Annotated in this window: 23 protein-coding genes, 2 tRNA genes, 1 rRNA gene, 1 other RNA gene and 1 pseudogene; 25 read left to right on the top strand and 3 right to left on the bottom strand. The window is 31.7% G+C overall.

Going from position 1 to position 26,835, the window contains the following annotated elements; translation table 11 throughout:
- Positions 1-168: 168 nt before the first annotated feature.
- The 3 genes and pseudogenes from ACWJJ7_RS11720 (at position 169) to ACWJJ7_RS11710 (ending at position 3,853) form a co-directional block, all read left to right on the top strand.
- Positions 169-1,539: pseudogene (locus ACWJJ7_RS11720) on the top strand (ISNCY family transposase).
- Positions 1,540-1,569: 30 nt separating this feature from the next.
- A complete protein-coding gene (locus ACWJJ7_RS11715; RefSeq protein ID WP_462962271.1) occupies positions 1,570-1,749 on the top strand; it encodes a hypothetical protein in 180 nt (59 codons plus the stop codon).
- Positions 1,750-3,757: 2,008 nt separating this feature from the next.
- Positions 3,758-3,853 carry a hypothetical protein gene (locus tag ACWJJ7_RS11710; protein WP_462962270.1) on the top strand — a complete coding sequence of 32 codons (96 nt, stop codon included), beginning with the start codon at positions 3,758-3,760 and terminating at the stop codon, positions 3,851-3,853.
- A 151-nt stretch (positions 3,854-4,004) separates the two neighbouring features.
- On the opposite strand, the gene ACWJJ7_RS11705 is transcribed toward ACWJJ7_RS11710, so the two are convergent.
- From ACWJJ7_RS11705 to ACWJJ7_RS11695, 3 genes are all read right to left on the bottom strand, one after another.
- Positions 4,005-4,889 (bottom strand): phosphatidylserine decarboxylase, encoded by an 885-nt coding sequence (locus ACWJJ7_RS11705; protein WP_462962269.1) that lies wholly within the window; start codon positions 4,887-4,889, stop codon positions 4,005-4,007.
- Positions 4,890-4,916: 27 nt separating this feature from the next.
- Entirely contained in the window at positions 4,917-6,518 is a 1,602-nt protein-coding gene (locus ACWJJ7_RS11700; protein ID WP_462962268.1) for an ABC1 kinase family protein, read from the bottom strand.
- A gap of 71 nt (positions 6,519-6,589) precedes the next feature.
- The gene (locus ACWJJ7_RS11695) at positions 6,590-6,925 is read right to left on the bottom strand and encodes a phasin family protein (RefSeq protein WP_462962267.1); all 336 of its coding nucleotides are present in this window, start codon (positions 6,923-6,925) and stop codon (positions 6,590-6,592) included.
- Between the two features lie 181 nt (positions 6,926-7,106).
- On the opposite strand from ACWJJ7_RS11695, the gene ACWJJ7_RS11690 reads away from it, so the two are divergent.
- The 22 genes from ACWJJ7_RS11690 to ACWJJ7_RS11585 all read left to right on the top strand — a co-directional run bounded on the left by ACWJJ7_RS11690 (position 7,107) and on the right by ACWJJ7_RS11585 (position 26,613).
- A tRNA-Arg gene (locus ACWJJ7_RS11690) sits at positions 7,107-7,183 on the top strand.
- Between the two features lie 203 nt (positions 7,184-7,386).
- Positions 7,387-8,061, top strand: coding sequence for a response regulator transcription factor (locus ACWJJ7_RS11685; protein ID WP_462962266.1), 675 nt, complete (start codon positions 7,387-7,389; stop codon positions 8,059-8,061).
- Entirely contained in the window at positions 8,058-9,089 is a 1,032-nt protein-coding gene (locus ACWJJ7_RS11680) for a sensor histidine kinase (protein ID WP_462962265.1), read from the top strand. Before ACWJJ7_RS11685 ends, ACWJJ7_RS11680 begins: the two co-directional genes overlap by 4 nt.
- Before the next feature lie 195 nt (positions 9,090-9,284).
- Positions 9,285-10,055 carry an ABC transporter ATP-binding protein gene (locus ACWJJ7_RS11675; RefSeq protein WP_462962264.1) on the top strand — a complete coding sequence of 257 codons (771 nt, stop codon included), beginning with the start codon at positions 9,285-9,287 and terminating at the stop codon, positions 10,053-10,055.
- A gap of 21 nt (positions 10,056-10,076) precedes the next feature.
- Positions 10,077-12,005, top strand: a complete 1,929-nt coding sequence (locus tag ACWJJ7_RS11670; protein WP_462962263.1) for an FtsX-like permease family protein — start codon at positions 10,077-10,079, stop codon at positions 12,003-12,005.
- A 93-nt stretch (positions 12,006-12,098) separates the two neighbouring features.
- On the top strand, positions 12,099-12,539 hold the full coding sequence (locus ACWJJ7_RS11665; RefSeq protein ID WP_462962262.1) for a nucleoside deaminase: 441 nt from the start codon (positions 12,099-12,101) through the stop codon (positions 12,537-12,539).
- A 20-nt stretch (positions 12,540-12,559) separates the two neighbouring features.
- Positions 12,560-12,775, top strand: a complete 216-nt coding sequence (locus ACWJJ7_RS11660; RefSeq protein WP_462962261.1) for a (2Fe-2S)-binding protein — start codon at positions 12,560-12,562, stop codon at positions 12,773-12,775.
- Between the two features lie 443 nt (positions 12,776-13,218).
- Complete coding sequence (locus tag ACWJJ7_RS11655; RefSeq protein WP_462962260.1) at positions 13,219-13,980, top strand: DeoR/GlpR family DNA-binding transcription regulator; 762 nt, start codon at positions 13,219-13,221, stop codon at positions 13,978-13,980.
- A gap of 14 nt (positions 13,981-13,994) precedes the next feature.
- Entirely contained in the window at positions 13,995-14,924 is a 930-nt protein-coding gene (gene pfkB, locus ACWJJ7_RS11650) for a 1-phosphofructokinase (RefSeq protein WP_462962259.1), read from the top strand.
- 16 nt (positions 14,925-14,940) lie between these two features.
- Positions 14,941-15,387, top strand: a complete 447-nt coding sequence (locus ACWJJ7_RS11645; RefSeq protein WP_462962258.1) for a PTS sugar transporter subunit IIA — start codon at positions 14,941-14,943, stop codon at positions 15,385-15,387.
- A 33-nt stretch (positions 15,388-15,420) separates the two neighbouring features.
- On the top strand, positions 15,421-16,788 hold the full coding sequence (locus ACWJJ7_RS11640; RefSeq protein ID WP_462962257.1) for a PTS fructose transporter subunit IIC: 1,368 nt from the start codon (positions 15,421-15,423) through the stop codon (positions 16,786-16,788).
- A 105-nt stretch (positions 16,789-16,893) separates the two neighbouring features.
- Complete coding sequence (locus tag ACWJJ7_RS11635; RefSeq protein ID WP_462962256.1) at positions 16,894-17,160, top strand: HPr family phosphocarrier protein; 267 nt, start codon at positions 16,894-16,896, stop codon at positions 17,158-17,160.
- 93 nt (positions 17,161-17,253) lie between these two features.
- Positions 17,254-18,963: a phosphoenolpyruvate--protein phosphotransferase gene (gene ptsP, locus ACWJJ7_RS11630; RefSeq protein WP_462962255.1), complete on the top strand. Its 1,710-nt coding sequence runs from the start codon at positions 17,254-17,256 to the stop codon at positions 18,961-18,963.
- A 277-nt stretch (positions 18,964-19,240) separates the two neighbouring features.
- Positions 19,241-20,002 (top strand): prolipoprotein diacylglyceryl transferase, encoded by a 762-nt coding sequence (gene lgt / locus ACWJJ7_RS11625; RefSeq protein WP_462962254.1) that lies wholly within the window; start codon positions 19,241-19,243, stop codon positions 20,000-20,002.
- Between the two features lie 212 nt (positions 20,003-20,214).
- Positions 20,215-20,304: transfer RNA gene (locus tag ACWJJ7_RS11620), tRNA-Ser, on the top strand.
- A gap of 10 nt (positions 20,305-20,314) precedes the next feature.
- Positions 20,315-20,580, top strand: an RNA gene (gene ffs, locus ACWJJ7_RS11615) — signal recognition particle sRNA large type.
- 259 nt (positions 20,581-20,839) lie between these two features.
- Positions 20,840-22,453, top strand: coding sequence for a DNA polymerase III subunit gamma/tau (gene dnaX / locus ACWJJ7_RS11610; protein ID WP_462962253.1), 1,614 nt, complete (start codon positions 20,840-20,842; stop codon positions 22,451-22,453).
- Positions 22,454-22,680: 227 nt separating this feature from the next.
- Positions 22,681-23,019: a YbaB/EbfC family nucleoid-associated protein gene (locus ACWJJ7_RS11605; RefSeq protein ID WP_462962252.1), complete on the top strand. Its 339-nt coding sequence runs from the start codon at positions 22,681-22,683 to the stop codon at positions 23,017-23,019.
- 42 nt (positions 23,020-23,061) lie between these two features.
- On the top strand, positions 23,062-23,658 hold the full coding sequence (gene recR, locus ACWJJ7_RS11600; RefSeq protein WP_462962251.1) for a recombination mediator RecR: 597 nt from the start codon (positions 23,062-23,064) through the stop codon (positions 23,656-23,658).
- A 60-nt stretch (positions 23,659-23,718) separates the two neighbouring features.
- Positions 23,719-24,000, top strand: coding sequence for a DUF2508 family protein (locus ACWJJ7_RS11595; RefSeq protein WP_462962250.1), 282 nt, complete (start codon positions 23,719-23,721; stop codon positions 23,998-24,000).
- Between the two features lie 72 nt (positions 24,001-24,072).
- Entirely contained in the window at positions 24,073-24,327 is a 255-nt protein-coding gene (locus tag ACWJJ7_RS11590; protein WP_462962249.1) for a pro-sigmaK processing inhibitor BofA family protein, read from the top strand.
- A 760-nt stretch (positions 24,328-25,087) separates the two neighbouring features.
- Positions 25,088-26,613 (top strand): 16S ribosomal RNA (locus tag ACWJJ7_RS11585).
- Positions 26,614-26,835 lie beyond the last annotated feature (222 nt).

Raw genomic sequence — 26,835 nt, 5'->3', positions numbered from 1 at the left:
ATATCCACAATTGTCAACTTAAATTTATGCTTCAATTACAATTGTATGATTCATTTATGATAATGTCTTACTATACCACATTTGATTATGTCCCAAATATGAAAACATTGTATAATAAACCTCATGACTAGAAATGAGGTGCCGATAATGAGAAAGGTAAATTTAACTATGGACGAAATAGATAAGTACTCTACTATAAAAAAATTAATAGAAACAGATGGAAATAAAAAGCGAGCAGCTATAGATCTCAATTGTTCAATTAGGCATATTAACAGAATGGTTAAGGGGTATAAAGAAAGTGGAAAGGAATTCTTTATTCATGGTAATCGAGGGCGAAAGCCCTCACATGCCCTCACTGCTAATACAAAGCAGTTAATCCTGGATTTATACCGTGCCAAATACTCTGAAGCCAATTTTACTCACTTTTCTGAATTACTAAAAAAACACCACGATATAACGGTTTCTACTAGTACCATTCACTCTATCCTTATACAGGATTTCATCCTGTCCCCTAAGGCGAAGCGTGCTACAAGAAAAAGGATCAAGGCAGAATTAAAAGAACTACAAAAGACAACTAATTCTATTAAAGAAATTGCTGAAATTCAAAGTTCCATAATTGCTGCCGAGGATGCACATCCTAGACGTCCAAGATGTGCTTATACAGGTGAAATGCTTCAAATGGATTCTTCGGTACATCTTTGGTTCGGTAATGAAAAAAGTCAGTTGCATATCGCTGTAGATGATGCCACCGGCGCTATTATGGGGGCTTATTTCGATCCACAGGAAACTTTAAATGGATACTATCATGTACTATACCAAGTCCTTACTGATTATGGTATTCCCTACATGTTATTCACTGATAGACGTACTGTATTTGAATATAAACAAAAAAAATCCCCTTCAGTTGAAGAGGACACATTTACACAGTTTAGCTATGCATGTAAACAATTGGGTATAGAAATTAAAACCAGTAGTGTTGCGCAAGCCAAGGGACGCGTGGAAAGAATGTTTCAGACGTTACAATCACGCCTCCCCTTGGAAATGCGCTTAGCTGGTATAAACACAATTGAGCAAGCAAACGAATTCTTAAACTCCTACATAAAAGAATTCAATGCTCAGTTTGCATTACCTGTTGATAATATCAAATCTGTCTTTGAAATGCAACCAGATTTTAAAAAAATCAACCTAACTCTTGCCGTATTGACCAGTAGGAAGGTAGATAACGGAAGTTGTATCAAATTTAAAAAGAATTACTATTTACCTATAGATTGTAATGGACATCCTGTACATTATCGCAAAGGAACTGTTGGAATGGTAATTCAGGCATTTAGTGAGTAGCTTTTCTTGTGTGTAGATGAAAATGTTTATGCGCTAGATTTATTACCAGGGCATAAACTTTCCTCTAAGAACTTTGATTTAGTTGTTCCAAATGACCAACCTAGAAAACGCTACATACCACCAATGAGTCATCCTTGGAAACAAGATTCATTTGAGCGATATCTAAAGAAACAGGCTCACCGCAGCAATAATGTAGCATAGGAGCACTAAAAATCTGCTCATTTCAGATCTTTGAAAAAGACAACCTTCAAAGGTTTATTAAGTGAACCCAAAACACATCTCGATAATAGATTAAGAAACTGGCCAATAGAAGTAATAGCTAATAAAATCAAATTGGCAAAAAGAACTGGATTCTCATTCACTAGCTACGCTAATATAAATGGAAGGATTCTTGGATATTTTCAAAAATAACCTTTCAGTTTTAATGCATCAAAAATTAGAAGCCTACGGCTAAAGGATATTTAGGCAAGATTTTAGGAGAGATTTCAAAGTGACTAAATAATCTTATATCCAGTTTGCACAACATGCATTAGGTAATCAAAATCAATGTAAAAGCACCAGAAAAACTGGTGCTAATGTTTTAAATATTTTGGGACATTTTCAAAAATGCTTGACACTTAAATTTATGCTTCAATTACAATTGTTTTTATAATAAATATTATTAATTAGTTTAAGATATCTTAATATCAATAGGCATAGTGTTTATATAGATCATAGTCTAAAACAACTTAGAAATGGAAAGAAAAGCTGCTTATTTAGAATTGTAATTACAGTTTATAATTTAAATACAACGAGAGATAATAATGGAAATGCTTAAATATATATTCCAAAATTTAAGACAAATTGAAGTTTTAAAAAAACAATCTTTTAGAATAGCATTAGGGTCGTGTACACAGAGAGATGGTACAATAGAATAGTTTGAATTAGCTAATGAAATTAGTAGACGAAATCATAAATTAAGAGAATATTTGTATATAAATCAGATAAATATTATAGACTATCAGGTTGAGTATTTGGGTCAGTGTAATTTTAAAGCCATATATTTCTGTAATTTGCTGTAGAAAGCAAACAATAACTTCCAGTTATTGTTGCCTCACCTGAGGTCATGACATAAACTAGAAGTTTATATTTGCTAATAAAAATTTTTAAATTAAAAACCGAAAGTATAGAACTTGCTTTAAACAAACTTGTAGGGCAGGGTATCAGTTCTACTACTGCAATTCACTATTATATTGTTTTAAATACTGCATATACAACATGGATGAGACTAGGCGAGATAAGTGAGTTGTTCTAAGGTATGTAAATCCAAATTATAGTTTTCTACTAATACAGAATTTAATTTCTCCCAAAATTTTTCGTCATCTATATGTGGAAATGAAGCATTTGTTTTCTGTATATCTGAATAAACGAATGGTGAAAATTGCTTAGAATTAAACATAGCTGTATAATTATTCAATGTCACTACTAAATTCCTTCATATGTTTATCATACTATCCTTTACATTGTAAAAATAAGCATTTTGATCTATTTTACTAATCTTTATTGCTATATACTACAAATGAGTATTATAGCTAAGTGAACTATCTTTTTTATTATTTATAAACGCTTTTAATTCTGGATTCATAAGATACCCGGAGCGCAGTTCCAAACACACATGCAATTATTACACTTAGACATTCATACATTATTATAACCATTATCATACCTTCAGCCTCAGAATTGCCGGTGGAAGCATAAGTGGGGAAAAATTTACTTTTGAATACAATTGTAGGCATATAAACTAAACAATAAGGAATAGAAATTAACAGTATATTTAACCAATTTTCTTTTATAAAGAATGCTATCATAATTATATAAAGTATCATTAATAAGCTAACACCAAAAGTTAGTAATCTAATATCGGTTAACAGGCAATTATAAGTTTTTAATAAATTCATATATATTTTACCAAAAATAGCAAGAATAAAGGCTATGCTACAACAAAAACACATTAGCTTATCATGAGTTAACAACGATTAACCCTTGGCAGTATGAGATAGATATAGAAAGAAGCAGTAAAGTTAAAATTCTTGAGTATCCACTAATTAAAATTCTATATTTTTCACCAAAACAGCTAAAAACAGGTATTAGTAATATAGAAGTAGATGGGCATTTAATTAAGATATATGATATAGAAAAGACAATATGTGATTGCATAAGGTACAGAAATAAAATTGGAATTGATATTGTAAAAGAAGGAATTAATGAGTATATAAAAATAAAAAATAGAAACTTTAAAAAATTAATGAAATATGCTGAAGTTTGTAGAGTTCAAAAAATACTAAAACAGTATTTAGAGGTGCTTGTATGAGTAAGTCAATGAGAACCACTAATAAAGGTATATTCTTTAGAATCAATTATTTCAGAAAAGTTTCAAGCCATGATTTCATTATCAGTGATTAATAGTAGAATAAAAGATTTCTACGATATATTTACATTTTTAAATACTAATAGTTTTGATGGAAGGAGGCTGTAGGGGGCTGTAAATGAAACTTTGCAAACGAGGCGCACGTTGATTGAAAGCGAAAATATTATTTTTACAGAAGAGTTTATGAAAGATGAGAATAGAGTTAAAATCTAAATTTAAAGTTAAGAACTAATTATGCATAAAAAATAGGGCTGAAAAGTTATTTCAGTCCTATGTTTTCTCCCATTAATACAGAAGTTTCAAAGCCTAATTGTGTTTGGTTTAGTAAATCCTCATGAATTTTTACAACATCTTTTTTAAAAAATAGGATTACGGTGGAACCACCAAATTTGAAATATCCTTTTTCCTCTCCTTTTGTAATTTTGGCGTTTGTACTATAACTTTGAAGAATTGAACCTACGCAAGTAGCACCAACCTCCATACAAATAACATCACCAAAGTTATCTGAGTGAAAAATACTCCATTCTCTTTTATTTTGACAAAATAATTTTTTTACATTTTTTAAGGCTATGGGGTTTACAGAATAATAATGACCTTTGATTTTAGTTGTTTCACCGCATACTCCATCATCAACAAAATGAAACCTATGATAATCAGTTGGGCATAATCTAAAAATTAAGCATGTACCACCATCATATAAATTGTATACTTCATTATCTTCAAGTAGTTCCCTTAGCGAATAAGTAAATCCTTTTATTTGAACTAAATCATTTAGGTTAATATTCTCATAAGCAGAAATTTTGCCGTCACAAGGCGAGATTAAAATATCATTATTTTTATCAATTATTCGCGTACTTGTATTTAAAGATCTTATAAAAAAATCATTAAAAGAATAGTACTCATCATAAGTCTTAGTGTATATAGACATATCAATATCGAAATCTTTAATAAAATCTTTAATTTTTCTAGAACTTAGTTTTGTGTCACAGTAATAACCATATAATTTTGAAAATAGCTTTTTCTTAAGTAATAACTCAACTAATCCTTTTCCAGAAGGAGAGGAATAAGACCAATTTAAATACTTTTCGCTAGCTACTTTTTCAATTTCGTATTTATTTTGTTTTCTATCGTAATACTTAATCATAAAAATACCTCATTCTCATAGTTTATATTATAATTTTCCGGATTTTATTATAGAAATTAATAACCAAAAGCCCATAAATGCTGCAGCCAAAAAACCAGTTATACCAATAATTGATATGTTATATATTCTAGGGCCTATATTGGAATTTAAAATTGTAGAAGAACCTATAATCATAGAAGAAATAATAAGACCAAAAACTAATCGGTTTATGCCTTTATTTAATTCATTTATGGGAGCATTTAAATTTTTATGCTCTAACTGTAATTTAGCTCTTCCGCTTATTAAACTATCAGATAATTCAATGATTTTTGAGGGAACGCTAAATGAGTCTTTTATAAATGAATATGTACGGATAAGCAAAGTGTTATAATCTAAATCGGCTAACAAAGAAAATTTATTATTATCTTTTACATAAGGCACTGCTATATCTATTATTTTTATATCAGGAGCAATACTTGCTATTACACCTTCTAAAATTACAAGAGATCTTATTAGAAGTGTAAAATCACGAGGCAGACGAATATTGTTTTGTTTAGCTATATTAAAGATTTCAGAGAGCATAACGGAAATCTGAATGTTGTTTAAAGAAACTGAAAGATAATTTAAAATAAGATAATCTAAATCTTCATATAGTTTATTTCTATCTACATAGCCCTTTTTTATTCCTATAGATAAAAGAGATGAAATCATTTTATTTATGTCATTAAGAACAACAGCTGATATCATATCATTTAGTGTTAATTTTAATGAATTTGAAAGTCTTCCCATAATTCCGAAATCTATAAAACAAATTTTACCTTCACATATGAATATATTTCCAGGATGCGGATCGCCGTGAAAAAAACCATCTTGTAGAACTTGTTTTAAATAAGACAAAGCTAATTTCTTACCTAAATCTTCAAGATCATAATGAAAAGTTAAGAGCTTCTTCATATCATCGACTTTAAAGCCATAAATTCTTTCCATAGTTAAAACCTTAGTACTAGATAAATCTTTAAGCACATAAGGCACGTATAAAAATGCAACATCCTTGTTGAAATTTCCAAAATTATTTATATTTTTAACTTCATTGTTAAAATCAAGTTCAAGCTCAGTGATTAAAAGTATTTCATGTAAGGCTTCTTCTGGGTCAATTAGAGCGTCAGAAAATTTTGTTTTTGTAAATTTTATTATGCGAACTAGTATAGAGATATCTAATTTCATCTTTTCCGCAATATCAGGTCTTTGTATTTTTACTACAACATCCCTACCATCCTTTAATGTAGCTTTATGTACTTGAGAAATAGATGCAGATGCTAAGGGAATTTCATAAAAATTTTCAAAACACTCAGTTGTTGATATTGCAAATTCATCGAAAAACACTTTTTTTATGGTTTCAATGTTTTCGGGAAGTACATTATCTTGGAGCTTTGAAAGTTCTACTATATAATCCGCGGGTAATAAGTCTGGTCTAGTACTCAATATTTGTCCGATTTTTATAAAAGTAGGGCCAAGTTCTTCAAAAGCTTTCCTTAAATTTTCAGGGAGTTTATTTTGTTTATTAAATTTAGAGTCTACAATATATCCAAAGCCATAAGATCCAAGGACCTTAACAATTTTTCTAAATCGATTAACAGAATTTAGTCGCATTTTATACCTCACTTAGTAATAAAAGTCCTAGAATGAATATTAGGACTTTCATTTGACTCACATTTGTTGATTTATGGATTAGTTATCTCCAAATTTGATAACCTTTTATTTAAATTTTCAATATCTTCTCTAGTTGCAAAGTTCATTTCTTTCAGGAGTAAAAACATATCTTCTCTTGTCAAAGGCTTCTCTTTTTTTATAAGGGAATTCTTCTCTCTTGTCAAAGGGTTCCCTTCTTCTTTTTTTTCTTTTATAGTTCTCTTTAGTTCTTCAGATAAATCTTTACCTTCTTCTAAAGTTAACTTACCTTTTTGTACGAAATCATCTATTAGATTTGTAGCTTTTTCATAAGTGTATGCTGCAGATCCTATACCAGCGAGAAAAATTTTTTTTATATCGTTACTCAATTAAAACACCTCCAGTTAATAGTATATAATCTACAGTATATACTATTTCATGTATTAAAATTCTAATAATAACTAAACATTACAATATTTTTAATGATTTTTATAAATTTATGGTTTAAATTAGCTATAGGTTGACATATCTATAAAAGTGTAATACTATATTTAAGTAGAAATAAAATTTGCACCCGTAGCTCAGTTGGATAGAGCGTCCCCCTCCTAAGGGGAAGGCCGGAGGTTCGACTCCTCTCGTGTGCACCACAAACTAGCAAAGTAATACTTGCTAGTTTTTTTTATTTGCTAAGAAATTGTAAAATTTAAAAAGTATGGATAGTTTTTGAAAGAATATTAATTGGATTGTTTTATAACCACTTTATATAATATTTACATTTTATACTGAAAATATATCATTTTATAGTACAATAGAAAAGAACCAAAGTCCAAATTTAAAGTGAGGTTTTCACATGTTTAAGATAATGATTGTAGAAGATGATACTAGGATAAAAGAAATATTGCTTGAAAATATAGTGAGATGGGGCTTTGATGGAAAAGCTGTTGAAAACTTTAATGATGTGTTTGTAGAGTTTTCAAAATACTCGCCCCACCTGATTCTTATGGATATAAACCTGCCATTCTTTGATGGATTTTACTGGTGTGATAAAATAAGAGAAATATCAAAGGTTCCTATTATATTTGTTTCTTCAAGAAATAGTAATATGGATGTAATAATGGCAATTAACATGGGGGGAGATGATTTTATTCAAAAGCCCTTTTCCTTGGAAATATTGATGGCCAAAATAAATGCATTGATAAGAAGAACATATTCCTACGCAGATGCGCAGACTAATGTGCTTGAGTATAAAAACATCGTTTTAAATATGAAGGATAACAGCGTGTTTTTTAAAGATAAGAAAGTAGAACTTAGCAGAAATGAATTTAGCATCTTATACTTACTTATAAAAAACAATGGAAATTTAATAAGCCGAGATAAAATTATGCGAAATCTCTGGGAAGATGAGAGCTTTGTTGATGATAATACACTTACAGTGAATATCAATAGACTGCGTAAAAAATTAGAGAATATTGAATTAGAAGACTTAATTAAAACAAAAAAAAGGCAAGGGTACATAATACTATGAAATTTAGAGATTTTTTAAGGGATAGAATATTTTTAATTTTCTTTTATTTTATGTTGATGTTATTTATTTCTTTGGTGGTATATTTTAATAATGAAGTAAAGATAAGCAGTGGGAATATAGCCTATATCAATATAGTAGGTTTTATTATGTTTATACTTTACTTAATATTTGAGTATTTAAAAAATAAAAGATGTTATGATGTTATTAAATATATTATAGAAAACCAGAAAGGAAATATTGTTAATTCCTTGCCTAAGCCATTAAATTATGAACAAAGGTTATATGGAGAACTTCTCATGAAAGTTAACGAGGAATTCAATATAAAAACAGATAAATTATATGAAGGAAAAAAAGAAAATGTAGACTTTATAAATTCCTGGGTTCATGAGATAAAAACGCCTATTTCTGCATGTAGATTGGTTATAGAGAACAGTATGTATAAGTCTAAGGAGGAAACCTTAAGTAACCTAGAGGATGAAATAGATCATATAGAGAATTATGTTGAACAAGCATTATACTATTCACGATTAGACTGCTTTTCAAAGGATTATTTAATAAATGAAATATATATGCGTAGTCTAATTATTGGGGTTGTAAAAAAACATGCAAAGGAGTTTATATGTAAAAAAATAAAGATAGAAATAAGTGACTTAGAATTTACTATAGACTCAGATAAAAAGTGGCTTTTCTTTATTCTGGATCAGATTTTATCAAATTCATTGAAATATACAGGTAGCAATGGATTTATAAAAATCAGTGGAGTATTAAAACACAATGAAAAACAGCTTATTATCCAAGATAATGGAATTGGAATAAAATCTGAGGATATTCATAGGGTTTTTGACAAAGGGTTTACTGGATATAATGGGCGAGATGATTTTAAAGCCACAGGTCTGGGACTCTATCTATCAAAAAATCTTGCAACAAAACTTGGTCACCATATAACTATTGAATCAAAACATTCTGAATTTACTAGAGTAACAGTTCATTTTCCAAAACTTATAGATTATTATAGGGTTGCAAACTAAAAATGTGGTTTGTAGCCCTATTTTTTTTAAACTTACAACAATGTAAGTTTAAAGGTCACTTTGTAATGTTATAAAATGGATTGAACACTTGATTTGTTATAAGATTTAATTGTAATCAACGAAAGGTTTTTAAAGACATTTCTGAAGTCGTTAATATTGCAGATTCGAAGAAGATGATTTAAGGAGGAAATAAAAATGGAAAATGTATTAGTTGCAAGAAATTTAAAAAAGGTATACGGAGCAAGGGGGAATGTTTACACTGCCTTGAATGATATAAACCTTGAAATAAAAAAAGGTGAGTTTATTGGAATAATGGGTCCTTCAGGTGCAGGAAAAACTACGTTATTAAATATTATATCAACTATAGATAAACCAACTTCAGGAGTAGTAACAATTGATAAGGAAGATCTTGCAAAAATGAATGAAGACAAGTTAGCTTCTTTTAGAAGAGACAAATTAGGCTTTATATTTCAAGATTTCAATTTACTTGATACTTTAACATTAAAGGAAAATGTGGTACTTCCATTAGCTCTTGCTAGAGTCAATATAAAAGATATTGAAGCACGCGCTAGTATTATAGGGGCTACTCTAGGTATAGAGGATATATTTAATAAATATCCTTATGAGGTATCTGGGGGACAAAAACAGAGGGCTGCTGCTGCCAGAGCTATTATTACTAAACCAAAAATCATACTAGCAGATGAACCTACGGGTGCATTGGATTCTAAATCTTCCACAGAACTTCTGCAGGCTTTAAGTGATTTAAATGAGACTCAAAAGGCTACTATTATGATGGTAACTCATGATGCCTTTGCTGCCAGCTATTGCAAACGAATAATATTTATAAAAGATGGTTCTCTATTTACGGAGCTTGTGAAAGGTACAACGACGCGAAAAGTATTTTTTAAAAAGATACTAGATGTATTGGCTGCCTTAGGTGGGAACTTCGATGAAGTAACAATTTAACTTAGAGAGGATGTGATATGGATGACTTTATTTAATATTACTTTTAGAAACATAAAAAGAAATTTTCATAACTATTTAATATATTTTGTATCCATGGTATTTTGTATAATGATTTATTATACTTTTACCTCCATAGAATATAACAAACAGGTTGCAGACTTAGCAAGTGAATCTACGAAAGTAAGCACAGCTTTTAACGCTGCCTCCATTGTTATAGCAGTTTTTGTAGCTATGTTTATATGGTACTCGAATTCTTTTTTTACTAAAAAAAGAAAAAAGGAAGTAGCTTTATACTCCATGCTTGGAGTTAAGAAAAAGCAGATAGGAAGAATGTTATTTTATGAGAATCTAGTAATGGGAGCGCTGGCACTTGCTTGCGGCATACTAATAGGAACCTTATTTTCAAAGCTATTTGTAATGATTTTAATTCATATTATGAGATTTGATGTAAATGTTAAATTTGCTATATATTTAAAGGCTATTATTAGCACGATTATAGTATTTTTAGTGATATTTATTGTAGCATCCGTGCATTCATATACACTAATTTATAGATTTCAGCTCATAGAATTATTTAAATCAGAGAAGGTGGCACAGAAGCAGCCAAGAGCTTCAGTAATATTAGCCCTACTTTCGATAATCTTTATTGGGACGGGTTATTATATGACACTAACCTATAAATTTGATAATTTATCTAAATTGTTAGTTATATTAGTTAGTACAGTAATTGGAACTTACATGTTTTTCACTTCATTTATAGTATTTATTGTTAAGCTTTCTAAGAAAAATAAGGTTAGATATTTTAGGGGCTTAAACATGATAGGTACTTCTCAGCTTTTATATAGAATAAAAGCTAATGGGAGATCTTTAGCCACTATTGCGGTGCTTAGTGCTACCACCATTACTGCTATGGGAACCGCAGCATCACTTTATTATGATCAAGTAAATAGTATAAATAAATTAACCCCATTTAGTTATGACTATAAGAGTAATGGGAAAAGTTTAGATGAACAAATTGAGCAAATCATAAGTAAATATCCTAATAATAAAATTAAAAATTCTACTAATACCGAATTTTTAATTATAGATAGTAAATGGCCTGAGATATCAAAGATGAAAATGGATCCATTGACAAATTCAAAATCTTTTGTTATATCAGAAAGTACCATGAAGGAATTATCAAAAGCAAGAGGAATGGATTATAATATATCTTTAAATTCAGATGAAGTATTATTTTTTATGGTTATGTATTCAGATAAGATAATGAATAGTCCTATTGGAAAGAGTATAGAACTTAAAACAAAGGAAAAATCAGTTCCCTTAAAAATAAAAGATTTTAAAGTGGGACTTTTAACTAACCGACTTGCTATAAATGATTTATATATGCAGGACACCGTAGTTGTAAAAGATGAGGTTTACAATAAATTATATGATAAAGATAAGGTCGTAAAAAGAACCTTCATAAATATTGAAAATCAAAGAGAAAGTAAAAAGCTTACAGCAGAAATAGAAAAAACATTAGGTAATAATGAAGACCTATCATCATATTATGAGGGATACAGAAGTACTATGACTAGTATGGGTATTATAATATTTTTAGCCGCGTTTATAGGTTTTGTATTTTTGATATGCACAGGAAGTATAATATTTTTCAAACAGTTGTCAGAGGCTAGTGAGGATAAGGATAGATACGAGATACTAAAGAAGATTGGTGTAAAAAAATCAGAGATAAGAATTTCTATAGCAAAGCAAATGGCTTTTATATTTGCACTACCTTTAGTTGTCGGAATAACACATAGTATTATTGCTTTAACAATTGTACAAATTATGCTTAGCTCAAGCTTAGTATATCCCGTTCTTATAACTGTAGGAGTATACACTCTGATTTATTTAATATATTATATATTAACAGTTAATTCTTATTGCAAAATAGTAGATGCAAAAGCATAGATGTATTAGTTTAAATAAATGTATTGAAAGTCTGGGAGCTGCGAAGTATAATAATTATTAAAGAATAATTATTAACAGTGTAAAGGGGTTCACATGGAAAAATATTTTATTAATGAATCATTAAAAGAAGCTAAAAGATCATTATTACTAGGGGAAGTACCTGTAGGTGCAGTTATAGTTAAAGACAATGAAATAATTGCAAGGGCACACAATTTAAGAGAAACGCTTCAAGATTCAACTGCTCATGCGGAAGTTTTAGCTATAAAAAAAGCCTGTGAAGTAATAGGCAGTTGGAGATTAACTGGATGTGACATGTATGTAACGTTAGAACCCTGTCCTATGTGTGCAGGCGCTATATTACAGTCTAGGATAAGCAAATTATATATAGGCATCTTTGATCCTAGCGTAGGGGCTTGTGGGTCAGTTATAAATGTTCTTCAAAATGATGATTTAAATCGCTGGACAGAAATAAATTGGTTATACACTGAGGAATGTGGTAATTTATTGACTGATTTTTTTAAAGATAAAAGATAGTATTAAAGGAGAGAAATATTATGGAACAGAATATAAACAATGGAATAATGGATAAAATTACAAAAACATGTTTATGTAAAGCGGTGCCAAGGTCTACAATAAAAAAAGCTATACAAAATGGCGCAAGAACTGTAGAGGCAGTTCAAAAAGCTACAGGGGCGGGAACAGGGGGATGCAGTGGGCATAGATGTACTCCTAAAATTGAGGAAATTTTAAAAAGTGAATTAGAGAAATAGTTAGGAAATTATATATTTTCAAAACAAAAACGAAGCCCAAAGGTTTCGTTTTTGTTTGTTTTAACGACAGTTCAGGAGGAAAGTCTCCCATTTCTACAAGTGGGGGTTAACTACCCTAGCAAAAATAAAACTTCAGTGGGGGGATAACAATTGAGAATTGTTATCTACTCCAGAGGTCTACAAAGGGGTAAATCTCATTCTGAAGTCGTTAATGTATCTCCTGAGGATCTATTTCAGCTCCGCAGGAGATGATTTAAGTGATGTGTATGTTCATTCGCCTTATATTATAAAATATAATTTATTTTTAGAATAAAAAAAATTTTATATCTTGACAACGTTATCAAATTATATTAGAATGAACACAAACGAAAGCAAATGAAATCGAATCAAATACAAACGAACATTGTTATTTTAAATATATTATAGAAGGAAGATTGAAAAGTATGTTTGCTGAAGAAAGAAAATCAAAAATATTAGATAGTTTAAATAAGTATGGAAAAGTAAAAGTATGCGATTTATCGCAGCGATATGAAGTGTCAGAAGTTACAATTAGACGTGATCTTCAAGAATTGGAAGAAGATGAACTTATAAAAAGAGTGCATGGTGGGGCTATACTAAACAGCAATACTAAATTTGAACCCACTTTTTCAGAAAAAATAGATAAGCTTTATGATGAAAAAGAATCTGTTGGAAAGATTGCTGCATCAATGATAGTAGATGGAGATACAATAGCAATAGATGCAGGGACCACTACTCTTAGTATTGCTAAGTATATAACAGCTAAAGATATAACAGTTTTAACAAATTCTGTAGATGTAGCCTACAAACTTTCTAAAAAGCGAGATGTAGAGGTGGTTGTTACTGGAGGCACATTGCGATGGGAAACGAGAGCTATGGTAGGACCAGTAGCAGATAATACACTTAGAAATTTCAGAGTAGATAAAGCATTTATGGGGTCCAATGGTGTATGCATTATTAATGGGCTAACTACTCCCAATATTATTGAAGCGACCACTAAACGAGAAATGATAAGAATTGCAAAGCAAACTATATTATTATGTGACCATACTAAATTTAGCACAGTTTATTTTGCTAAAATCGTTGATTTAGATAGTGTTGATATAATAATAACGGATAATAAATTAGATAATGAATTATTAGAAAAGTTTGAAGAAAAAGGTGTACAAATTATGACAGCAAAATAAATGGCGGTGAAAAAATGATAATAACAGTGACTTTAAACCCAGCAATAGACAAAACCATTGAAATAGATGAATTTAAAATTGGTAGTGTTAATAGAATTGTGTCTACAAGAATTGATGCTGGAGGTAAAGGTATCAATGTATCTAAAGTTATTAAAGAATTACAGCATAAAAGTTTAGCTTTAGGTTTTTTAGGTGGAAACAGTGGAAATCAAATAAAAGATTATTTAGATGATTTAAATATTAATAATGAATTTTTATCTGTTAAAGGTGAAACTAGGACTAATTTAAAGATTTTTGATAAGATTAACAATACGCATACAGATATAAACGAAAATGGACCTAGTTTAGCGGGAAGAGACATTACTAATATAAAAGAAAAAATTATGGAGCATTGCACGGAAAAATCTTTAGTAATTCTTTCAGGTAGCGTGCCAAGTGGAACAAGCAGTGCAGTATATGGTGAAATAATTAAGGAAATAAAAAATAAGGGCGGCAAGGTTATATTAGATGCAGAAGGTGACCTTCTATTGCAGGGAATTAAAGCTGGTCCTTATATGGTAAAACCAAATATTGATGAACTTGAAAAAGCTTTTGGTATGAACATTGATAATGAAGATAAAGTTATTAAAATTGCTAAAAAAATATTAGAGTATGGAGTAAAGTATGTAGTAATTTCTTTAGGCTCTGAAGGATCCATATTTATAAGTCGTGAAAAAGTTGCAAAGGTAAATGGCTTAAAGGTGGAAGTTAAAAGTACAGTAGGGGCTGGTGATTCTATGGTTGCAGCAATGGCCGTAGCAGCCCAGAATGGCTATAGCTTTGAAGAAGCTATAAAACTAACCTGTGCAACAAGCACAGCTAATGTAATGACTGAAGGAACACAAACAGGAAGGTTCGAAGATATAGAGAAGTTAAAAAATCAAATAATTATAAAATACATATAAGAAAGGATGATTATTAATGAATATAACAGAATTATTAAATGTTAGTCTAATTAAACTTGAGCTTACTAGTAAAACAAAAGAGGATGTAATAAAAGAAATGTCAAAAATGTTAGATGAAAATGGTAAGTTACTAGATAAAGATAAATATATAAAAGCTGTATTAGATAGAGAAAAAGAATTTTCAACAGGTATAGGTATGGGAATAGCTATTCCCCATGGAAAAAGCAGTGGAGTTAAAGAGCCAGCATTAGTATTTGGACGAAGCACAGGCGGCATTGATTACCAGTCTATGGATGATGAGCCAGCACACCTATTCTTTTTAATAGCTGTACCAGAAGAATCAAGTAATGAGCATTTAAAAATATTAAGCCAAATTTCTAGAAAACTTATGCATAGTGAATTAAGAGATAGCTTGATGAAAGCTAGTAGTCCTGAAGAAATAATTACTTTACTAGAAAAATAGACGTTATTCAACAATTTAAAAGGAGGAGAGTTCATGAAATATGTAGCGATAACTTCGTGTCCAACAGGAATAGCACACACCTATATGGCGGCTGAAGCTCTTAAAATGGCAGGAGAGGAAATGGGTGTAGAGATTAAGGTGGAAACTCAAGGCTCAGTAGGGGCAGAAAACCAGTTGACGCAGGCAGATATAAAGGAAGCTAGAGTAGTAATAATTGCAGCAGATACAAACGTTTCAAAGGAACGTTTTTCAGGAAAAACTATAATTGAAGTTGGTGTAAAAGATGCAATTAAAGATGCAAAAGGGCTTATACAAAGAGCGATAGATATAAAAGTAGAAAATAATAATTCAGAAAAAGTTAGTGATATTAAAGAAGAAAAAACTACTGAGAAAAAAGGTCCTTATAAGCATCTTATGACAGGGGTTTCTTATATGATTCCTTTCGTAGTAGCGGGGGGAATTCTAATTGCAATTTCATTTGCTTTTGGAATACTAGCGTTTAAAGAAGAAGGTAGCATAGCAGCAGCTTTAATGCAAATTGGTGGAGATTCAGCCATGGCACTTATGATTCCAATATTGGCAGGGTTTATAGCGTTCTCGATAGCAGATAGACCGGGTCTTGTACCAGGTATGGTTGGCGGTATGATTGCACTATCTTCAGGTGCAGGCTTTTTAGGGGGAATTATAGCAGGTTTCTTAGCGGGTTATACTATTGTTTTCTTAAAGAAAACAATAAAACTACCAAAATCATTAGCGGGCTTAATGCCGGTTTTAGTATTACCGGTTTTATCTTCATTGGTAGTAGGACTTGTAATGATATATGTTATAGGAAAACCTGTAGGCATAATAAATACAGGAATGGCTAGTTGGTTAAGTAATTTAAGTGGAGCAAACTCAGCTTTACTCGGGATTATTATTGGCTTAATGATGGCTATTGATATGGGTGGACCAATTAATAAGGCGGCTTATGCTTTTGGAGCAGGAACTATAGTTGCGGGACAAACTTCTATGGTAATGGCAGCAGTAATGGCGGCAGGGATGACTCCTCCGCTAGGAATAGCTCTTGCAACAGTTATAGCAAAAAGAAAATTCACATTACAAGAAAGAGAAGCGGGAAAAGCTGCTTGGGCACTAGGGGCTGCATTTATAACAGAGGGTGCGATACCATTTGCCGCAGTAGATCCATTTAAAATGATACCATCATTAATGGTGGGTTCAGCAACTACTGGGTTACTATCTATGCTATTTAAAGCAGGGTTAGCAGTTCCTCATGGTGGAATATTTGTATTATTTATTCCTAATGCAGTTTCTAATCTAGGTGGATATATAGTATCCATAGTAGTTGGTACAATGGTAACAGCTCTTATGATTTCTTTATTAAAGAAGGATGCTGTTAAATAATTCAAAGTAATATTAATGGATTAAATTATTGTATTTATATGGGATAAAGCGTAGCGTGTAAAATATAAAAATAAACAAAATAAAAATTATAAAGGGGATGTTTTTATGTATGAAGTTGAAATTGTGTTGATGAACGAGCAAGGTTTGCATGCTAGACCAGCAAGCATTGTTGCTAAAAAAGCATCAAAGTTTACGTCACATATAACTTTAATTAAGGACGAAAAAGAGTATAATGCAAAAAGTATAATAAATATATTAAGCATGGCAGCTACAAAAGGTGATAAACTCAAAATTGTTGCTAATGGAGACGATGAAGTTAAGGCTGTAGAGGAACTAAGAATAGTAATTGAAAAAGAAATTATAAACCTTTAAAAAAATTATATATAAAGTGAAATTCACTCCTAAGCTAGTAAAGTATTTAAGATTGCTATAAGGAGTGAATTTAACTTATTAGGAGGTTATTTAATGAAAGGCATTGGAGTTTCGCCTGGAATAGTAATAGGAAAAGTAATATTAAAAGAAGAAAAGAAAATGATTATAGAGAAGAAAGAGATTTCGAGTTATGAAGAAGAAATTAAAAGATTTAAGGCTGCTATGGAAAATAGCAAGAGTGAAATTCAGAATATATATAATAACGTATTGAAAAAATTAGGTGAAAAGGAAGCTAACATATTTGAGGCTCATTTAATGATATTAGAAGATCCAGAAATGCTTGAGCAGATTGAGAAAAAAATTGAAGATGATAAAGTTAATGCTGAGTGGGCACTAAAAGAGGTTTCAGAAATGTTCATTTCTATGTTTGAAGATATGGATAATGCATACATGAAAGAGAGAGCAGCAGACATCAAGGATGTAACAAGTAGACTTATGAAAAAATTGATGAATATTGAAGAGGTTAACTTTGAAGAATTAGCTAATGAGGTTATAATTGTAGCTCATGATTTAACTCCGTCAGATACATCACAGATAGATAAAAACAAGGTTTTAGGTTTTATAACGGAAATTGGTGGAGGGACTTCACATTCTGCTATAATGGCTAAGACTTTAGAAATACCAGCTATAGTAGCGGTAAAGGATATAACTAAGAAAGTAAAAAATGGAGATTTAATTGTTTTTGATGGGGAAGAAGGATTGATATATGTTAATCCAGAAGAAAAAATAGTGAATCTTTATAAAGAGAAAAAAGCTGAATATAATAAAAATAAAGAAGAGTTAAACTTATTAATAGGGAAAAAAAGCATAACTACAGATGGAATAAGAGTAGAATTGGCTGCGAATATAGGAACTCCAAAAGATTTAGAAAGTGTTATCAATAATGATTGTGAAGGGGTAGGCTTATTTAGATCTGAGTTTTTATATATGGATAGGGATTCAGCGCCTACTGAAGAAGAACAGTGTGCAGTATACAGGGAAGTTGCAGAAAAAATGCAAAATAAACCCGTGGTTATTAGAACTTTAGATGTTGGTGGAGATAAGGAATTAGATTATTTAAAGTTACCTAAGGAAATGAATCCTTTCTTAGGATATAGGGCTATAAGAGTTTGCTTAGATAAAGTAGGTATATTTAAAACCCAATTAAGAGCTATATTAAGAGCTAGTGCCTTTGGAAATATTAAAATAATGTTTCCTATGATTTCTAGTATTGAAGAATTAAGAGCAGCAAAGGGTATTTTGCAAGGAGTAAAAAATGATTTAAAAAAGGAAAATATAGTATTTAATGAAAATTTAGAAGTGGGAATTATGATAGAGATACCTGCAGCAGCGATTATCTCTGATTTATTAGCCAAAGAGGTAGACTTTTTTAGCATAGGAACTAATGACCTTATTCAATACACAACTGCAGTAGATAGAATGAATGAAAAAATATCACATTTATATACTCCGTTTCATCCAGCTTTACTAAGGCTCGTAAAAATGGTTATAGATAATGCTCATAAAGAAAATAAATGGGTTGGTATGTGTGGCGAAGTAGCAGGAAATCCTAAATTAGTACCTATTCTAATCGGAATGGGATTAGATGAATTTAGCATGAGTCCTACATCTATTTTAAGAGCGAGAGGAATTATTAGGCATATATCTCAAGGTGAAATGAGAAGTTTAGCGGAGCAGGTTGTTAACTTACCAACAGCTGAAGAAGTTGAAGAATTCATAGAAAAAAGTATAAATGTAAAATAGTAAAATACGGCATATGAAAAAATGGATTAGTATAATGATTTGTTATTTATTCTCATGTACTAGGATGTTTTAAAATAAATAGAGAACTCTATATATAGAGTTCTCTATTTATTTAAATTTTAAATATTTATCTTTACTTTTTTATCATAGTCATACACAATTGTTATGAGATTGATATAGAGAATAAAGTTCAATTTGAAACTTGATTTTTTTATTATCTATATTATGGGCTTTATGAACAAATGATGAAATATTAATATAAAAGGAGAGGTTACTTATGTACCCAATAGCTTTTAATATATTTGGACTTACAATTAGATGGTACGGTATTTTTATTGCGTTAGGAATGATGGTTGGAATTATATTGGCAGATTCCACTTGTAAGTTAAAAAAACTTGATTATGATGAATTTTTAAATATTGTACTAATATCTTTTCCGATAGCTATTATTGGAGCTAGAGCTTATTATGTGATTTTTGAATTTAATCAATATAAAGATAATTTAATAGAAGGGTTCAATATACGTCAAGGTGGGCTTGCTATCCATGGTGGGATTATATTTGGTATGATAGCAGCGTTAATATATACAAAGTATAAAAAAGAGAATCTTTTAGAATTTGCGGATGTAGCAGCACCATCTATAATTATTGCACAGGCTATAGGCAGATGGGGAAATTTCTTTAATAGTGAAGCTCATGGTGGACCGGTTACTCAAGGATTTATAAGCAAATTCCCGAATTTTATACAAAAGGGAATGTTAATAGAAGGAGTTTATTATCACCCAACTTTTCTTTATGAATCAATATGGAATGTTATGGTATGTTTATTACTGATTTATTTATTAACAAAAACACTTAAGAGAGGAACAGTGTTTTTTAGCTATATAGGATTATATTCCTTAGGACGATTCTTTATAGAAGGATTAAGAACTGATAGTTTAATGTTTGGAGATCTAAGGGTAGCACAGTTAATAAGCTTAGCAGGAATTGCTTTATGGATTATATTCCTTGTGATAAATTGGAAGAGAAGAGATTCATGACACTAATTTATAATAATCATTATAAATTATACAAATGATTATTTAAATATGTATATATAAGTAGATTGAGAAATATAAGATAATACAATATTAATGATTAGAAAAAAATTCAAAAAATATTTTAACAATTAACTATTGAAATTACTATTTATTAATAGTATAATTATTTATGTTGCACTACTTATGTGTATACAAAGCTTAAAATGATTTATGGAGAGATGTCCGAGTGGCTTAAGGAGCATGCCTGGAAAGCGTGTGTAGGGGCGACTCTACCGAGGGTTCGAATCCCTCTTTTTCCACCAGTTTATATTTCCGTACTAGCCGGGGAGTTAGCGGTGCCCTGTAACCTGCAATCCGCTACAGCAGGGGTGAATTCCTCGCATAGGTTATAAAATGTGTGGTCTGCCCTATATAAGTGGTGTTGAGAACTTGGTCCCACGCAATGGAAATTCATGAACCCCGTGAGATCCGGAAGGAAGCAGCGGTAAGTGAAACCTTCCATGTGCCGTGGAGCAACCTGGTTTGAGCTAACTGTATAGGTAACGCGCATAGTTTATATATCGAAGCGAGGTGTACGGTCTACATAAAAATTATAAGATGCCTATAAAGGCATCTTTTTTATTTATTTGGGAATTATAAATAAAATTTAAATTAATTGTTAAATATAAATTAGTCATGTGGAATATGATTTTGTTTTTTATATAAATATAAACTAATATTTTGATTTAAATGATATAATTATTTAAATAAGAGAATACGGATTTTAATAGTTAAGGTTACAAATCAATAAGGCTTTGCGATAAAAATAAATACTATTACTTAAAAGAGGTGAAATTTGTGGCGTATAAAGCTTTATATAGAGAATGGAGACCAAAAACTTTTCAAGATGTAGTAGGTCAGGAGCATGTGACTATAACTTTAAAAAATCAAATAAATAGCGACCGAATAGCTCACGCATATCTTTTATGTGGCACAAGAGGAACGGGAAAAACTTCAACAGCTAAGATACTGGCGAAAGCGGTTAATTGCTTAAATTCGGATCATGGAGAGCCTTGCAATGAATGTGAAATGTGTAAGAAGATAAATGCAGGAACAGCGATAGATGTTACTGAGCTAGACGCAGCATCACATAATGGAGTAGATAATATTCGCGATATAATTGAAGATGTTCAGTATCCACCACAGGAAGCTAGGTATAAAGTTTATATTATAGATGAGGTTCATATGTTATCCATAGGGGCAGTTAATGCATTCTTAAAAACACTAGAGGAACCGCCGAGCCACATAATATTTATATTAGCCACAACTGATCCTCAAAAATTACCAATAACAATACTATCAAGATGCCAGAGATTTGACTTTAAAAGAATAAAGAGTGCGGATATATTTGAAAGACTTCGAAAAATTGTTGAGCAGCAAGGCGTTTTTGTCGACGATAATAGTTTAAAATTAATATCAAGAATTTCTGATGGAGCAATGAGAGACGCCCTAAGCGTTCTAGACCAAGCCATATCAATGAATGACGGCAGGGTAGAATATGATAATGTTATAGATATGTTAGGACTTGTAACGTCTGAGAGTCTTATAAAACTTTCGGAAAGTGTAATAGATAGGAATATTGAAGGGGCAATAAAGGTCATAAATGAAATAGTTATTAGTGGTAAGGATATATATGTATTTATAAAAGATATGACCACTCATATGAGAAATCTTTTGATGGCTAAAGTAAGTGAAAATGTAGAGGATATTTTAGATATGTCCAGTGAAAATATATATATTTTAAAGAAGCAAGCAGTTAAAATTAGAGTAGAAGAGATTATGAGAAATATAAAGATACTTCAAGATGCGCAGGAACAAGCTAAATGGAGTAAGCAAAATAGAATTTATTTAGAACTTGCAGTTATTAAAATGTGCAAAATAGAGTATGACACATCAAAAGAAGTACTATTATCTAGAATAAACAAATTAGAGGAAATAATTAAACAAGGAAAGATAACTGTAGCGTGTGAAAGTGTAACTCCTAGGGTTTCTGAAAAGAGCAGCCCCACAAAAGGTAAAACAAATAAAAAAACAGAAATAAGACCAGTACAAAAGCATAATGCTAACTCTAATTTAACCGTGGACATTGTAAAAAAATCTTTTAAGGATATTTTAGATATGTTCAAAGCACGAAGACATATGGTTATATATGCGTCTTTAATGACAGGAGAAATTGTGTCATGCGATGGAGGTGTAATAGAACTAGGTTACGAAAAGCAATATGCCTTTAATAAAATTAGATTAGAGAAAGAGGATAATAGAAATATTATAGAAGAAATATTTTCTGAATCACTAAAAGAACCGGTAAAAATAAAATATACTATAGAATCTGATGAAATACAGGCTAGATCACCTGAGGATATACTAAAAGAAACATTTGGAGAAGATCTTGTGGAAGTACTAGATGAATAAAGTCTAGGATACTAGAATAAATGCATATTATTAATAAAAAATATTTATTTATTTAATGGAAATTATTATAGGTATTAGTATATAATAATATAGAAAGTTATAATGGATTAGCAATATGTTTCATTTTAGATTATAAACTTTTAAATTAAATTTTAGTAGTTGCAAATCTAGAGGAGATAAATATTATAATATTAACTAGAATAACTAATATATAGGAGGTAACTATTATGGCAAAAGGTGGATTTCCAGGTATGGGTGGAAATATGAATAGTTTAATGAAGCAAGCTCAAAAGTTTCAAAAACAAATGGAAGATATGCAAAGGGACTTAGGAGACAAGAAATTTGAATCATCTGTTGGTGGTGGAGCGGTAACCGCAATAGCTAATGGAAAGAGACAACTTGTTGAAGTGAAGATAAAACCAGAAGTAGTAGATCCAGATGATGTTGAAATGCTAGAAGATTTAATTATGAGTGCTTGTAATGAAGCACTAAAGAAAGCAGAAGATGAATCAAGTAATGAAATGGGTAAATTAACAGGTGGAATGAACATGCCAGGAATGTTCTAATAAACAATAGTTTAAAAGCTACATCGTTATGAGGTGACTAGATTGGAGTTATATCCAGTAGCAATAGAAAAACTTATAGAAGAATTTGCCAAACTCCCTGGTATAGGGCGAAAAACAGCTCAGAGGCTTGCTTTATTTGTTCTAAATCTTCCGAAGGAAGAAGTGGAGGAGTTTGCTCATGCACTGGTAGAAGCTAGAGGGACCGTAAAATACTGCTCTATATGCGGAAGTTTTACAGATACAGACCCTTGCGCAATTTGTTCTAACCCTAATAGGGATAAGAGTACCATATGTGTAGTTGAAAATCCAAAAGATATTATGACTATGGAAAAAGTAAGGGAATTTAATGGGGTTTATCATGTTCTTCATGGGACAATATCTCCTATGTCAGGAAGAGGCCCTGAAGATATAAAATTAAGAGAGCTGATAAGAAGAATTAATGAAGAAGTTAGCGAAGTAATAGTAGCAACGAATCCCAACATAGAGGGGGAAGCTACAGCTATGTATATATCTAAAATATTAAAACATTTAGGCGCAAAAGTCACAAGGATTGCACATGGCATTCCAGTTGGTGGAGATTTAGAATATATAGATGAAGTAACCCTTTCTAAAGCTTTAGAAGGAAGAAAAGAAATATAGAATATTACTCCTGTTTTATGTCAAGAATTTAGAAAAGATATAAAATGGGAGGTTTTTATTATGAATAGAAAAAAAATAATTGAAATGTTATTTTCAACTTTAAAATATACTCAGGAACAAAAGGATATTATTATCCAATTAGAAGAAGCCAAACTTGAGTGGGAAACTGCAAAAAAATACTTCCAAGTGGCGGATGACCCTAGACTTGTAGACTATGCAATTTATAGAGAAGATCAATCTAAAGCTAGATACATATATTTTTTATTGGAAGCTAGAAGAAAAGGGGTAACTATTGATGCTAGCTACATGATAGAAGAGATTGATGCTAGCATCAATAGTTAAAAAATGTTTTAAAGTAAGGTAAAAGCATAATAAAAAAGGAAAAATTAAAGATTTACATAGGGGGATTGAGATATGGATGTAGCATTATATTTTTTAATTGGTATAGTGGGGATGTTAATTGTAGTCAAGCTCTTTTCTTGGCCACTAAAAATACTGGTTAAATTAATAATGAATTGTGTTTTTGGTGTCTTACTATTGCTGCTTGCTAACTTTCTAGGCAAGTATGTAGGAATAACAATTCCAATAAATGCTGTAACGGCACTAATTTCAGGATTTTTGGGAGTACCAGGAGTAATATTTTTAATAATTTTTAAAATGTTAATGTGATGTTGCCGTACTAATGGTGGTTTATATAAATAAGAAATTTAGAATAGAGTAATATCTCTTATAAGGGATATTACTCTATTTGTTATGTATTAATAAATTATAAAATTAGGTTAGGGTTAATTTTATAATAGAAACATTGTTGATAGAATATCTATATTTTTTAATCTTTTATAAATAAAAGATTAAAAAATGGTATATTTGTAGCTTGTTAAGGAGAACATTTAATATATGTGATAATTGTTGAAATTATTGTATGAGATATGTACTTATTAAATGGTAGTAAGTATTATTAAAATAACTATCCTGGTGTATCAATACAAGATATATAGAGATAAAGTTTAAAAATCCAAGAATGCGAAACTTGTTTTATTTTAATTGCTTTAAACTTAATTTTATGGAGAATATTCTATGATAAGATATTCCTTGTCGCTATGAATGAGTAACGATAAAGGTGAAAATTGATAAGTTAACATATGAATAATACTTTAAAAACATATTTTAATAGTAATAAAAAAATGTTGACAAAACAAGAAATACCTAGTATAATAGTAGAAGTCGTCACATAATGACGAAACAAATTGGTCTTTGAAAATTAAACAGAGAAATAGGTAAAGATAGCGAAATAATATTTCGTTAAACCAGTTAATTACTTTAGTATAAAGTAAAATTTAGTCGTAAGACTAAAAGTATGTAATGAGCTTGCGTAACAACCTAACAGTTGGCGCAGATTAATCATTTCAACTAAAAAAGTGTAAACTTTTAAATTGAGAGTTTGATCCTGGCTCAGGACGAACGCTGGCGGCGTGCCTAACACATGCAAGTCGAGCGATGATTCGTCTCCTTCGGGAGACGTTGATTAGCGGCGGACGGGTGAGTAACACGTGGGTAACCTGCCTCAAAGAGGGGAATAGCCTCCCGAAAGGGAGATTAATACCGCATAATATGTTTTGGTCGCATGATCGAAACATCAAAGGATTTTTCTTCGGAAAATTCCACTTTGAGATGGACCCGCGGCGCATTAGCTAGTTGGTGAGGTAACGGCTCACCAAGGCGACGATGCGTAGCCGACCTGAGAGGGTGATCGGCCACATTGGAACTGAGACACGGTCCAGACTCCTACGGGAGGCAGCAGTGGGGAATATTGCGCAATGGGGGAAACCCTGACGCAGCAACGCCGCGTGAATGATGAAGGCCTTCGGGTTGTAAAGTTCTGTCTTCTGGGACGATAATGACGGTACCAGAGGAGGAAGCCACGGCTAACTACGTGCCAGCAGCCGCGGTAATACGTAGGTGGCAAGCGTTGTCCGGATTTACTGGGCGTAAAGGATGCGTAGGCGGACATTTAAGTCAGATGTGAAATACCCGAGCTTAACTTGGGTGCTGCATTTGAAACTGGGTGTCTAGAGTGCAGGAGAGGTAAGTGGAATTCCTAGTGTAGCGGTGAAATGCGTAGAGATTAGGAAGAACACCAGTGGCGAAGGCGACTTACTGGACTGTAACTGACGCTGAGGCATGAAAGCGTGGGGAGCAAACAGGATTAGATACCCTGGTAGTCCACGCCGTAAACGATGAATACTAGGTGTCGGGGGTCGAACCTCGGTGCCGCCGTTAACACATTAAGTATTCCGCCTGGGGAGTACGATCGCAAGATTAAAACTCAAAGGAATTGACGGGGGCCCGCACAAGCAGCGGAGCATGTGGTTTAATTCGAAGCAACGCGAAGAACCTTACCTAGACTTGACATCCCCTGCATAACCCAGAGATGGGTGAAGTCCTTCGGGACAGGGTGACAGGTGGTGCATGGTTGTCGTCAGCTCGTGTCGTGAGATGTTGGGTTAAGTCCCGCAACGAGCGCAACCCTTATCATTAGTTGCTACCATTAAGTTGAGCACTCTAGTGAGACTGCCCGGGTTAACCGGGAGGAAGGTGGGGATGACGTCAAATCATCATGCCCCTTATGTCTAGGGCTACACACGTGCTACAATGGTGAGTACAAAGAGATGCAAGACCGCAAGGTGGAGCCAAACTCAAAAACTCATCCCAGTTCGGATTGTAGGCTGCAACTCGCCTACATGAAGCCGGAGTTGCTAGTAATCGCGAATCAGCATGTCGCGGTGAATACGTTCCCGGGCCTTGTACACACCGCCCGTCACACCATGAGAGTTGGTAACACCCGAAGTCCGTGAGGTAACCGTAAGGAGCCAGCGGCCGAAGGTGGGATTGATGATTGGGGTGAAGTCGTAACAAGGTAGCCGTAGGAGAACCTGCGGCTGGATCACCTCCTTTCTAGGGAGTAGATGTATTGACTTCGGTCGATGCACAATATCTATTGTAATTAATCGTACCTAGTTCTCTGTTTAATTTTGAGAGACTAATTTTAGTTAACTCTTAGGAGTTAGCTAATTAATAGTTTTTCTTAAAATGTTCTTTGAAAATTGCACAGTGAAAAAAGTTGTTTTAAAAAAATTAAAACTATGAAAATAGTTTATGAATTGATTTAATACAATT

The sequence above is a fragment of the Clostridium sp. CM042 genome (assembly GCF_055080995.1).
This window is presented reverse-complemented; position numbering and strand designations above follow the sequence as displayed.